The organism is Bacillus hominis (genome assembly GCF_030348325.1).
GTDB classification, from domain to species: Bacteria; Bacillota; Bacilli; order Bacillales; family Bacillaceae_G; genus Bacillus_A; species Bacillus_A hominis.
Window position 1 is genome coordinate 4,489,050 of the sequence record NZ_JAUCFS010000005.1, and the last position, 12,330, is coordinate 4,501,379.

At 37.5% G+C, this 12,330-nt stretch carries 13 protein-coding genes; 5 read left to right on the forward strand and 8 right to left on the reverse strand.

What is annotated here, in order from left to right; translation table 11 throughout:
• Positions 1–12 precede the first annotated feature (12 nt).
• Positions 13–480 carry a hypothetical protein gene (locus tag QUF93_RS25980; protein WP_289360642.1) on the reverse strand — a complete coding sequence of 156 codons (468 nt, stop codon included), beginning with the start codon at positions 478–480 and terminating at the stop codon, positions 13–15.
• Between the two features lie 117 nt (positions 481–597).
• On the opposite strand from QUF93_RS25980, the gene QUF93_RS25985 reads away from it, so the two are divergent.
• Positions 598–1,311: a DNA alkylation repair protein gene (locus QUF93_RS25985; RefSeq protein ID WP_289375864.1), complete on the forward strand. Its 714-nt coding sequence runs from the start codon at positions 598–600 to the stop codon at positions 1,309–1,311.
• A gap of 678 nt (positions 1,312–1,989) precedes the next feature.
• On the forward strand, positions 1,990–3,366 hold the full coding sequence (locus QUF93_RS25990; RefSeq protein WP_128281981.1) for a glycine--tRNA ligase: 1,377 nt from the start codon (positions 1,990–1,992) through the stop codon (positions 3,364–3,366).
• A 40-nt stretch (positions 3,367–3,406) separates the two neighbouring features.
• On the opposite strand, the gene QUF93_RS25995 is transcribed toward QUF93_RS25990, so the two are convergent.
• Positions 3,407–3,790 (reverse strand): hotdog fold thioesterase, encoded by a 384-nt coding sequence (locus tag QUF93_RS25995; protein WP_002034550.1) that lies wholly within the window; start codon positions 3,788–3,790, stop codon positions 3,407–3,409.
• Positions 3,791–3,886: 96 nt separating this feature from the next.
• Between QUF93_RS25995 and QUF93_RS26000 the strand changes: the two genes are divergently transcribed.
• Positions 3,887–4,630 carry a DUF3298 and DUF4163 domain-containing protein gene (locus tag QUF93_RS26000; RefSeq protein WP_289360644.1) on the forward strand — a complete coding sequence of 248 codons (744 nt, stop codon included), beginning with the start codon at positions 3,887–3,889 and terminating at the stop codon, positions 4,628–4,630.
• A 50-nt stretch (positions 4,631–4,680) separates the two neighbouring features.
• Positions 4,681–5,274, forward strand: coding sequence for a biotin transporter BioY (locus tag QUF93_RS26005; RefSeq protein WP_088060346.1), 594 nt, complete (start codon positions 4,681–4,683; stop codon positions 5,272–5,274).
• Positions 5,275–5,319: 45 nt separating this feature from the next.
• Here the strand turns inward: QUF93_RS26005 and galU are convergent, their stop codons facing one another.
• Together galU and QUF93_RS26015 are read right to left on the reverse strand one after the other, a co-directional pair.
• On the reverse strand, positions 5,320–6,207 hold the full coding sequence (gene galU, locus QUF93_RS26010) for a UTP--glucose-1-phosphate uridylyltransferase GalU (RefSeq protein ID WP_289360645.1): 888 nt from the start codon (positions 6,205–6,207) through the stop codon (positions 5,320–5,322).
• 152 nt (positions 6,208–6,359) lie between these two features.
• Positions 6,360–8,084: a phospho-sugar mutase gene (locus QUF93_RS26015; protein ID WP_289360646.1), complete on the reverse strand. Its 1,725-nt coding sequence runs from the start codon at positions 8,082–8,084 to the stop codon at positions 6,360–6,362.
• Positions 8,085–8,227: 143 nt separating this feature from the next.
• On the opposite strand from QUF93_RS26015, the gene cdaS reads away from it, so the two are divergent.
• Positions 8,228–8,833, forward strand: a complete 606-nt coding sequence (gene cdaS, locus QUF93_RS26020) for a sporulation-specific diadenylate cyclase CdaS (protein WP_088060353.1) — start codon at positions 8,228–8,230, stop codon at positions 8,831–8,833.
• A 171-nt stretch (positions 8,834–9,004) separates the two neighbouring features.
• Here the strand turns inward: cdaS and pepA are convergent, their stop codons facing one another.
• The 4 genes from pepA to QUF93_RS26040 all read right to left on the reverse strand — a co-directional run bounded on the left by pepA (position 9,005) and on the right by QUF93_RS26040 (position 12,196).
• Positions 9,005–10,489 (reverse strand): cytosol aminopeptidase, encoded by a 1,485-nt coding sequence (gene pepA, locus QUF93_RS26025; RefSeq protein WP_289360647.1) that lies wholly within the window; start codon positions 10,487–10,489, stop codon positions 9,005–9,007.
• A gap of 173 nt (positions 10,490–10,662) precedes the next feature.
• Positions 10,663–11,289, reverse strand: a complete 627-nt coding sequence (locus QUF93_RS26030; RefSeq protein WP_002124394.1) for a 3D domain-containing protein — start codon at positions 11,287–11,289, stop codon at positions 10,663–10,665.
• A gap of 86 nt (positions 11,290–11,375) precedes the next feature.
• Positions 11,376–11,693 carry a YuiB family protein gene (locus QUF93_RS26035; protein WP_193647003.1) on the reverse strand — a complete coding sequence of 106 codons (318 nt, stop codon included), beginning with the start codon at positions 11,691–11,693 and terminating at the stop codon, positions 11,376–11,378.
• On the reverse strand, positions 11,690–12,196 hold the full coding sequence (locus tag QUF93_RS26040) for an NUDIX hydrolase (RefSeq protein WP_289360648.1): 507 nt from the start codon (positions 12,194–12,196) through the stop codon (positions 11,690–11,692). Before QUF93_RS26040 ends, QUF93_RS26035 begins: the two co-directional genes overlap by 4 nt.
• Positions 12,197–12,330 lie beyond the last annotated feature (134 nt).

Here is a 12,330-nt window from a genome sequence, read left to right on the forward strand (position 1 = left end):
CCCCACATATATCTACTCGTTATACCTCATCGGTTCATTTCGAATAATGAATAAATGAATCGGCAAGAAAACCGAGAACGTGATTGTATGAATAATCGTGAATAGTATGGCATTCGTTCCGTATCTATCCAAAATAGCGTAGATGAGATAAATAGACAGCACAATCGACACTGCTGTTGCTAGTAAACTTATAATTGGTACGAAATTAAAGATGAAACATGCGACATATATACCAAATACTTTCCACCCTGCTTCTTCTTTCAAGAAATCCGGTAATTTATCCTTCGCTAAGTCCCCCCACGTCTTACTATTCAAAAAAGGAATAAACGCAAGAACGCCATCAGTTGCACCATCATTTTTCGCCATCGTATAAAGTGCAAAAGCCGTTAACAAATACGAAATAATTGCCCAAATACATATAACAAGAATAAACGCAAAACTAAGAGCAAAGAAACCTGCTAGTACGTCTTGATTTTCCATCTTATCCTCTCCTCCCTCTTCTCAACATATTTCATTACAGTGCAAGTTATGTTTTAAAATTTATCCAAACTCTCTGTATAATAATATGAGAAAGATAATAAGAGAGGAGACACACTTATGCATCCATTTGTAAAAGCATTACAAGAGCATTTCACAGCTCATCAAAATCCTGAAAAAGCAGAACCAATGGCACGTTATATGAAAAATCACTTCCCGTTTCTCGGTATTCAAACTCCCGAGAGAAGACAATTATTAAAAGACGTCATTCAAATACATACTCTCCCAGATAAAAAGGACTTCCAAATTATCATACGTGAGCTTTGGGACTTACCAGAACGTGAATTTCAAACTGCCGCACTCGATATCATGCAAAAATATAAAAAACACATAAACGAAACTCATATCCCATTTCTAGAAGAACTTATTATCACAAAATCATGGTGGGACTCTGTTGATAGCATCGTCCCTACATTTTTAGGTGGTATCTTTTTAAAACATCCAGAATTAATTTCTGCCTATATTCCAAAATGGATTGCATCAGACAACATATGGTTACAACGCGCTGCAATTTTATTCCAGCTGAAATATAAACAAAAAATGGATGAAGAACTCCTTTTCTGGATTATCGGACAACTACATTCCTCAAAAGAATTTTTCATTCAAAAAGCAATCGGCTGGGTCCTTCGTGAATATGCAAAAACAAAGCCAGATGTAGTTTGGGAATACGTTCAAACTAACGAGCTTGCTCCACTTAGTAAACGCGAAGCAATTAAACATATTAAAGAAAATTACGGAATAAATAATGAAAAAATAGGCGAGACTCTATCATAGATAGGCACGTTCCTCTATTGTGATTTAAAAAAGAACGTGATAGAATATGTTCATTATTATTAATATAAGTAGCGATGACGGACTTATAAGTACTTGCACAAAAGCGATTCAGGGATAGTGAAAGCCTGAAACCGCAAGGAAACGGCAGTCTCGAGCAATACGTGATGAAAGTGGATGCGTCAAATGCGCATCAACTAGGGTGGAACCGCGGGTATATACAAGCTCGTCCCTAGGCAGAATTGCCTAGAGACGAGCTTTTTTGTATTTAATTTAAAAGCGGAGGTGACTTGCTCAGAACAGGAGGGCATTGGAGCTCCTGACGAAGAGGCGCTTTTTGCCTCACAGGAAGGCGCGAAATGACCGACTGTTCTAGTCACCGGAGCTGAATAATTTAAAAGCGAAAGCGGCTCGTTCAGAATGCCTCGACGGAAGAAGCGAAGCCACCGAACATTTTAGCCGCTGGAGCTGGATATACCTTAAAGCGCAAGCGGCTCGTTCAGAATCGCAGGGCACTTCAAGCTCTCGACCTTGAAGCGCTTTTTGCTTCGAGCGAGAGAGCGAAATGACCGGAGATTCTAGCCGCTGGAGCTGGATATCACCTAAAAGCGGCAACCCTCGTTTCCAAAGTACCCATCACGTCATCGCCAATACGTTAACTTTCAAAAGGAGGATTTTATTATGTATTCAATGGAACAAGTTGTAAACTTAGCAAAACATCGCGGTTTTGTTTTCCCTGGTTCTGAAATTTACGGTGGTCTTGCAAACACTTGGGATTACGGTCCACTTGGAATCGAATTAAAAAATAACGTTAAAAAAGCTTGGTGGAAAAAATTCATTCAAGAATCTCCACACAACGTTGGTTTAGACGCAGCTATTTTAATGAACCCAAAAACTTGGATCGCTTCTGGTCACGTTGGTAACTTCAACGATCCAATGATCGACTGTAAAAAATGTAAAGCTCGTCACCGTGCTGACAAATTAATTGAAGATGCATTAGACGCAAAAGGCATCGAAATGGTTGTTGACGGTCTTACTTTCGACCAAATGGCTGACTTAATGAAAGAACATGAAGTAAAATGTCCTGATTGCGGTAGTGAAGAGTTCACTGAAATCCGTCAGTTCAACTTAATGTTCAAAACATTCCAAGGTGTTACAGAGTCTAGCACGAACGAAATCTTCCTTCGTCCTGAAACAGCACAAGGTATTTTCGTAAACTTTAAAAACGTACAACGCTCTATGCGTAAGAAACTTCCATTTGGTATCGGCCAAATCGGTAAGAGTTTCCGTAACGAAATCACACCTGGTAACTTCACATTCCGTACACGTGAATTCGAACAAATGGAACTTGAATTCTTCTGTAAACCTGGTGAAGATTTAGAGTGGTTTGCATTCTGGCGTGAAACTTGTAAGAACTGGTTACTTTCACTTGGTATGCATGAAGAAAGCATGCGTCTTCGTGACCATGGTGAAGAAGAATTATCTCACTACAGTAACGCAACAACTGATATTGAATTCAGATTCCCATTCGGTTGGGGCGAACTATGGGGCGTTGCATCTCGTACAGACTTCGATTTAAAACGTCACATGGAACACTCTAACGAAGACTTTAACTATATCGATCCACAAACGAATGAGCGTTACGTGCCATACTGCATCGAGCCATCTCTAGGTGCAGACCGCGTAACATTAGCATTCTTATGTGATGCATATGAAGAAGAGCAATTAGAAAACGATTCTCGTACAGTTCTTCGTTTCCACCCTGCTTTAGCACCATATAAAGCAGCTATCTTACCATTATCTAAAAAGCTATCTGAAGGTGCTACTGAAGTATTCGCAGAACTAGCTAAAGACTTCATGGTAGACTTTGATGAAACTGGTTCTATCGGTAAACGTTACCGTCGTCAAGACGAAATCGGTACACCATTCTGTATCACATACGACTTCGACTCTGTTGAAGACAAAGCTGTTACAGTACGTGACCGTGACACAATGGAACAAGTTCGTATGCCAATTAGCGAACTAAAAGGTTTCTTAGAGAAGAAAATCCAGTTCTAATTATAAAAAAAAGAGGTTGCTCATAAGAGCCGCCTCTTTTTTATTTTTCACGTTTTTCTTTAATTGCTACTGTACATCTTGATATGCATAGTAACTCATCATTTTCATCAATGATGCGAATATCCCAAACCATTGTCGATTGTCCTCTATGTATCGGTGTTCCGATTGCTGTTACAATTCCATCTTGCTTTGAGCGAATATGATTTGCATTAATTTCTAATCCGAAACAAATACATTTCTCTTGATCAATTAAATTGTATGAACCAACACTTGCCACAGTTTCTGCTAATGCAACAGATGCACCGCCATGTAAAAATCCAAACGGCTGATGCGTACGTTCATCAACAGGCATTGTAGCAACTACCTTATCCTCTGTCATTTCTAACAACTCAATTCCAAGCGAATCCATTAAAGTTTTTGACATATCGTTTTCAACCTCTCTCACTTCAAATCAAATGTATAATTTTACCTAGTTACTTTCAAACTACCTATAACACTTATATAAGGAGGTTTCACCTAAATGAAACAGAAATTTTGTATACTATTGCTTATGTTCTCCTTGCTGACTATTGTACCAAATTGTGCAATAACAGCCAAAGCATCCAACCTGACAATCAATGTTAAGACTGTAACGCAAAAAGGTAAGAAACCTTATATAGAATATCAAATTAATAGGCCTTCCTTTCACAACTTTTCTGATTCAAAATTTCAAAATAAGCTAAATTCCTATTACAAAAACTCTACTGCTAAATTTAAAAGTAAATTAGAAAAAGAAGCGAAGAAATATTATAAAGAAACAGAAGGATCTAGCACACCTTTTCATCCATACATTGCAAATGTTGACTATAAAGTAGCTTTAAACAAACCACCTTTCCTAAGTCTATATGTGAATTACTATCAATATACAGGCGGAGCGCACGGACTTTATACGTGGAAGGCAAATACATTTGATTTAAACAAAAAAAAATTATTACACTTAGACGATTTATTTCAACAAGAGGATAAATATAAAGAAATAATTCGCACAGAGATTGTAAGACAAATTAAACAAAATGAAAGCATTTATTTTCCTGATGCAGTCGAAAAAGTAACGAGCACAAAAAAATTTCACTACTTTTTAGAACCGGATAATCTTGTGATTTATTTCCCTTTATATGAAATTGCTCCTTATTCAAGTGGAATTCCGCAATTTCGTATTCCGTATACGTTGCTAAGAGACTATTTAAAGCCTTCTTATCAAAATATTTTGATTGACAACAAGTAAATATTTTCGCTACGATAATGTTAACCTAAAAACAACAGGAGGTTAACATTATGAGAAGATTTCACGTTTTAGATTTAGCATTAGCTGCCATGTTCGTTGCTCTTATGGCCATCGGTGCAAATATTGTTTCTTGGGCACCATTCCTGCAAGTAGCGGGCGTCCCATTATCTATGCAACCATTTTTCGCGATTTTAGCAGGACTTCTTCTTGGAAGTAGACTTGGGGCATTATCAATGACTGTTTACATGCTTGTTGGAGTAGCAGGTGCGCCAATCTTCGCTAACTTCAAAGCTGGATTTGGAGCACTTTTAGATCCTACTGGTGGTTTTATTATCGCATTTATTATCGTTGCTTACGTATCAGGAAAACTAGTAGAACAGAAAGAAAAACCAACATTCAGTACATTTGCGATTGCCTCTTTCACAGGAATCATTTTAACGTATATTATCGGTACTACTTACATGTACGGGGCAGTCAATATTTTCATGGGTGGTAATATGAGTTATAAAGCGGCTTGGATGATTATGATGTGGTTCGCAGTGAAAGATATTGCATTTACAATTATCGGTGCTATTATCGCACCCCGCATATACTATGCTGTACGTCGTTCCGCTTATCAGCATTCTCATTCGACGATTTCATAATAAACAAGGAGCTGTTCCTATAGGAACAGCTCCTTGTTTATTATATTAAGACTCTTTCTTCATTTGCTCGTCTAAAATTTTCTTCATCATTACTATCATATCATCACGTAATTCTTCGTGCTGCAATGCCATTTCAATTGTTGTTTGAACAAATCCTAATTTTTCACCAACGTCATAACGCTTTCCTTCGAAATCATATGCAAATACACGTTGAATTTCATTTAAGCTTTGAATCGCATCCGTTAACTGAATTTCGCCACCCGCTCCAACTTGTTGCTGTTCCAAGAACATAAAGATTTCAGGAGTTAAAATGTAACGTCCCATGATCGCTAAGTTTGAAGGTGCAGTACCTTGCGTGGGTTTTTCAACGAAATTACGAACTTGATAACGACGTCCCTCTTGCTCTAACGGATCGATAATTCCGTAGCGATGTGTTTCTGCTTCAGGAACAGTTTGTACACCAATAACAGAAGAAAGTGTTTTGTCATACTCGTCCATTAATTGACGTAAACATGGTTTTTCAGCTTGAACGATATCATCGCCTAATAATACTGCAAACGGCTCATCACCAATGAATTTACGTGCACACCAAACAGCATGTCCTAATCCTTTTGGTTCTTTTTGACGAATGTAATGGATATCTACCATTTTAGAAGAAGCTTGTACTTTTTCAAGTAACTCATACTTTTTCTTCTCTAATAAGTTTTGCTCTAATTCAAATGCGTTATCAAAATGATCTTCGATAGAGCGCTTTCCTTTACCAGTAACGATAATAATATCTTCGATGCCTGATTTTACTGCTTCTTCTACGATGTATTGAATTGTTGGTTTATCTACAATTGGAAGCATTTCTTTTGGCATTGCTTTCGTTGCTGGTAAAAAGCGTGTCCCTAATCCCGCTGCCGGGATAATTGCTTTTCTCACTTTTTTCATGACAAATACCCTCGCTTTTCATTCTAATTCTCTTAGTAAGGTGCAAATTTATAACATTATCTCTTAATAATCCTCTACATCATACAAAACTATAAGAAAAGAGGAGGCCGTTCTCCGTTCTCCTCTTTTCTTATCAGTAGCACTCTATTCTATTATAAACGATTCATAATGTCTTCTTTAATAGTAAGTAACTTTTGTTCACTATTTTGTAAGGAATCATCTTGTACACCAAAGTAGAATTTAATTTTCGGCTCTGTTCCAGATGGACGTAAGCAGAACCAAGAACCATCTTCTAATTGATATTTTAACACATTTGATTTCGGTAAGTGAATCTCTTCCTTATTTCCATCTTGTAACGTTGTAATGATGCTTTCCTTATAATCCTCAACTGCAACGACTGTTAAACCAGCTACTTCTTTCGGAGGATTCTCGCGGAATGTTGCCATCATCTTTTGAATCTGTTCGGCACCATCTTTTCCTTTTAACGTTAACGATACAAGGTCCTCACGGAAGAACCCATACTTCTGAAATACTTCTAACAGACCATCGTATAACGTTTTACCTTGTGATTTGTAGTACGCAGCTACTTCACATACAAATAGGACTGATTGAACCGCATCTTTATCACGGCAGAATGGACGGATTAAATAACCATAGCTTTCCTCATAACCGAATTGGAATTCATATTGTCCGCTTTCTTCATACTGTTTAATTTTTTCACCGATAAATTTAAATCCAGTTAACGTATCAACTGTATCTAAACCGTATGCTTTTGCAATTGTACGGCCAATTTCAGACGTTACGATTGTTTTTAAAACAACACCGTTTTCTGGAAGAGTTCCATTTTCCTTCTTTTGTGATAATAAGTAATCAAGCATTAACGCACCTGTTTGGTTACCAGTTAGCACTTGGAACTCACCATCGTGATTGCGAACTGCTACACCTAGACGGTCTGCATCAGGATCTGTTGCGATTAACACGTCTGCGCCTAATTTTTCACCGTCACGAATTGCATACTCAAACGCTGCATGCTCTTCTGGGTTTGGTGATTTTACTGTAGAGAAGTTTGGATCTGGTAACTCTTGCTCTTTTACAACTGTTACATCTGTAAATCCAACTTCTTCTAAACCACGGCGTACCGAAATATTTGATGTTCCATGTAATGGTGTAAAGACGATTTTTAAATCTTTTCCTACTTCTTTCACCATCTCTTTATTAATAATGACATTGTTCAATTCTGCTGCATATGCATCATCTACTTCTTGTCCAATTATATGTAATAAACCGTCAGCTTTTAATTGCTCAACATCAGCAACTTCAACTGTTAATTCATTTTCTACTGCATTTACGTAGCTAATTAACTCATCAGCTTCTTTTGGAGGCAACTGCCCACCATCTTCACCATATACTTTATAACCGTTATATTCGGGCGGGTTATGGCTTGCCGTAAGAACGATTCCACTTACTGTATGTAAATGACGAACTGCGAAAGAAAGCACTGGTGTTGGACGTAAGCTTTCAAATACATATGTTGTAATACCATGTGCACCAAGAGTAGCAGCTACTTCCATTGCGAATTCAGGTGATTTATGACGAGAATCATACGCGACAACAACACCGCGTTTTTTCGCTTCTTCACCTAATTTTTCAATAAACCTAGCTAATCCTTTCGTTGCTTTACGAACTGTATATACATTTAAACGGTTCGTACCAGCACCAAGTTCACCACGCATACCACCTGTGCCGAACTCTAGATTTTTATAAAAGCTATCCTCGATTTTCTTCTCATCCTGCTTCATGTTTTCTAGCTGTTCTTTTAATTCTACGTCTAATTCTGCATATGAAAGCCAGCGACTAAATTCTTGTTTCCAATTCATACTTCCATCTCCTCTCGCCTGTCGTACCTTCATTATATGAAAAAAACAACCTGCATCTCAATATTTTTTAAAATCTAGCAGGATTTTACTATAAATATTTGTATACACTATGGTTAAATACTCCACCAAAGGGAATGAGGATTATGCAAGAATGGGGCTTGTCAGAAGAGCTCAAAATAAAAACAAAGCAGATGATTGAAATTGCTGAAAAAGAATTATCAAACATGAGGCATGCAATCGATAAAGAAGATGAATGTATTTTATGTAAAATGGAAGATATTCATCATATGTTAACGAATGTACAGACGTTAGCAGCTACATATTATATTCAAGCATATTTATCACCTTATACGGAAAGTTCACATTTCATCACTACAGCTGTCCAACATTTAAGCGCTCGAAAACACGGTGCTCTTATTATTGTGGAACGAAGTGACTCTCTTGATTCTTTTATTCAAACTGGAACGACATTAAACGCACACTTAACCGCGCCACTACTTGAATCGATTTTTTATCCAGGGAACCCTCTTCATGACGGAGCCGTTCTTATTAAAAATAATCATATTGTCTCAGCAGCTAATATTCTTCCATTAACAAAAAGTACAGAAATTAATCCTGAGCTAGGAACACGTCACAGGGCTGCAATTGGCTTATCAGAGAAAAGCGATTCACTTATATTAGTTGTCTCTGAGGAAACAGGGCGTACTTCATTCGCTTTAAGTGGGACGTTATATACGATTTCTTTATAAGATGAATCTTTCACTATGTAACACCTTTGAGCACAGTGAAATAGTAAATGAAATTATATCAATCGTAACTCCAAATATATCGATTTACCGACAAAAACTGACAATAGTCATACCATATCAATAAGAAAAGGCTGCCTCCAAAAAAATTTGAGACAGCCTTTTCTTCAAAAATTATTCTTCTCCAAAACGTTCAACAAGTGTTGCAAGTGTACGTACCATTGCACCTGTTGCGCCAGATGGTCCTAAATCATGCGCTCCTGTTGTTTCAGATGTTCCAGCGATATCTAAATGTACCCAAGGTGTATCTTCTGCAAATTCACCTAAGAATGTACCGGCCATCACTGCATGTCCTTCACGGCCTGGTGAGTTATTTAAATCTGCAAATTTACTATTTCTCACACGTTCTTTATCGCGTTCGAAAATCGGTAATTGCCAAATTGGCTCATCCGTTTCCATAGAAGCTTCTAACACTTGTTCAAATAGCTCTTCATTATTTGTCATTGCACCTGTCGTATGATTTCCAAGTGCAACAATTACACCGCCTGTTAATGTTGCAACATCAACTAAGTAATTTGCACCAAGTTTCTTCGCATACGTAATACCGTCAGCTAACGCTAGGCGACCTTCTGCATCTGTATTTAATACTTCAATTGTCTTTCCGCTCATAGATGTAATAACATCATCTGGCTTAAATGCTGTACCACTTACAACGTTGTCAGTTGATGGAATAACAGCGATAACATTTTGCTCAGGGCGAAGTTCACCGATGATCTCCATAGCGCCAAGAACAGCTGCAGCGCCGCCCATATCACCTTTCATACCAACCATGCCTTCACGTGGTTTTAAAGAATAGCCGCCTGTATCATATGTAATCCCTTTTCCAACAAATCCAATTACATCTTTCCACTCTTCTTTTCCTTTATAAATAAGAGCGATCATTTTAGGTGGCTCTGTAGATCCTTGGTTTACTGCAAGCAATGCACCCATACCAAGATCTTCCATCTCTTCTTTCTCAAGAACCTTATAATCCATATCGTATTTTTCCGCTAATTCAACTGCATACTCAGCAAGCTTTGTCGCTGTTAATACGTTTGGCGGCATATTTACAAGCGTACGAGCTGAATTCGTTGCACGTCCATGTACGTATCCTACCGTTAACGCTGCTTCAATTTCTTGTGCATCTTTCGTTGTAACAGCCGTAAACTTCTCTAACTCTACACGATCCTTTTTATCTGTTTTATACGTTTGTAATTCATATGTACCAAGACCTTGTACTTCTGCCGCAATATGAGCTACATCAATCGCATCTAATTTCTCTGTTACGAAGGAATCAAGTAAGATTGCTGCATCTTGTACTTTTGCTGCTTGTAATGTTTTAAACGCCTTACCAAGAGCCGCACGTAACGTTTCTGTCGTGTAAGACTCTTTCTTACCTAAACCAACAAAGTAATAACGCTTCACATTTGTTTTTCCTAGGCTATGCACTTTGGAAATGGATTTTTTCTTCGTAGAAAGTTCCTTTTCTTCTAATAAAGCTTGTAATTGTCCTTCAAACGCTTTGTCCAGTTCTTGTACAAAACTACTCGTTTTCTCTTCTTCAAATAAAGCAACAATTACCGCTTCATGACTTGCTAATTCTTTTTGTACTTGAAACATGTTCAGACCCCCTAAATTTCTCTACCTCTATTATAACTTTATTTTCGATAAAATGCGACAATTCTAACTTCTATCACCTCTTATACAGTGAGATTATAGTCAGGGGGAGCTTCCTTTAATTTCTAACACGATGAAATAAGACAAGAAAAAAGCCTAGCGTGATTACCACTAGACTATCTTTGTTTTAAATATTGTCCACGAAACACTTGCATCGTTTCGTCTTGATTTAACATCGTTAACTCTTCTTCCGAAAACTTACCATTTCCTATTTTCACTACATACACATTTACTTTTTTCTTACCCCATTGGCTATAAACATCTTTCACCGTATCATAATATAAATCGAGACGATTTCCTTTTATAGCACCGCCCTTATCAGCTACAACACCATATCCGTAACCTGGCACGAATAGAATTGTCCCCAGCGGAAATACGCGTAAATCAGCTGCGATTGTGGAATATAAATCCCTTTTTGCTTTAACACCTGAATATGTAATGCCATACTCTGGATGCCCCGGTCTCTTTCCAGTTGACTCTATACCTGATGTATAACCAGTTGCAGTCATTTCTATAACACGATATTTAGACCAGTCATTTGCCTGCTCTAAAGCATTTATCACTTCTTTACTCGGAGCAACTTTTTTCTCAATTTCTGCTGCATGTACTTCTTTTGCACTTGTTTCTTCATATGATTTTATAATCTCTAATAAAGAAACTCCTGTGAAAGCCTTCCATGTTACGCATAATGCGAATGCAAGTAAACAAGTCATCATAATGCGAATACAATATCGTTTTAACATTTTTATATTCCACACTCCTTCATCGTTAATCATTCCCTATACGATGAAGGAATATGCAAAAAAATAATCTCCAAATTGATTGGAGATTAAAACATTTGATATCCACTTTTTCGAAGTTTCTTAATTATGATTCCTGCTAAAGCAGCACCTACTAATCCAGTAGATAGAATAAATACATCTGCTTGTCCTAAATGCGATACACTTGTCCCAAATGAAGAAAATGTTTCTTTTGGTTTTGAAAAATAGTCCCATACACTCGCTTTATTAATAATAAGCATACAAATAATCGGATACACAATAACCATTACCCACGTAGCTCGCAAAATCATGTTTAGTAAAAATCCAATTCCAAAAAACAAAATAAAAAATAACATCATTGAAATAAGTAGTACCGGTATACTCACTCTTTCTCCCTCTCCTTCACATGTGCCGTAAATACGTGATAAGCCGTATAACCAAATTGCTCTCCTGGATTTAATGTTTTGTCCATTTCAAGATGCAGTTCTGATCTTCCTTCTAACAAATATTGAATAAGCACCGACGTATTTGGATCGTCCGCAATACTCTCTGGGTGCAAGAACGCTACTTCAGACAATTCCTTCTCTTGCACAATAATGTCTTCTCCTTCTGGCTCCAAAAGGAAAATAATCATATTATCACTAATCTCATGACGAATAACGCCCGATCGAACACCAATAATCCCCTGCACGTGAGCGACAATACCTGTCTCTTCTAACACTTCACGCTTCACAGCTTCATCCACAGTCTCACCTTCATTTACAAAACCAGCCGGTAAAGACCATTTCCCCTTTAATCCACTGTATTTCTTCTTAACGAATAGCCACCTGCCATCTTTTGTAGCTACTAAACCACTAACGGCTAACCATACTTTCCCTCTCTCTCCCATGATGTCTTCCTCCTCCACTTCAACAGACGGAATATTCTTTCTTTTCTATATATTATACTATATTTTTAAATACGCTGTTACCTTTCCTTTCGAATGCCAGATGATAAAGTCCATATTTTTGATATATCGTTAAT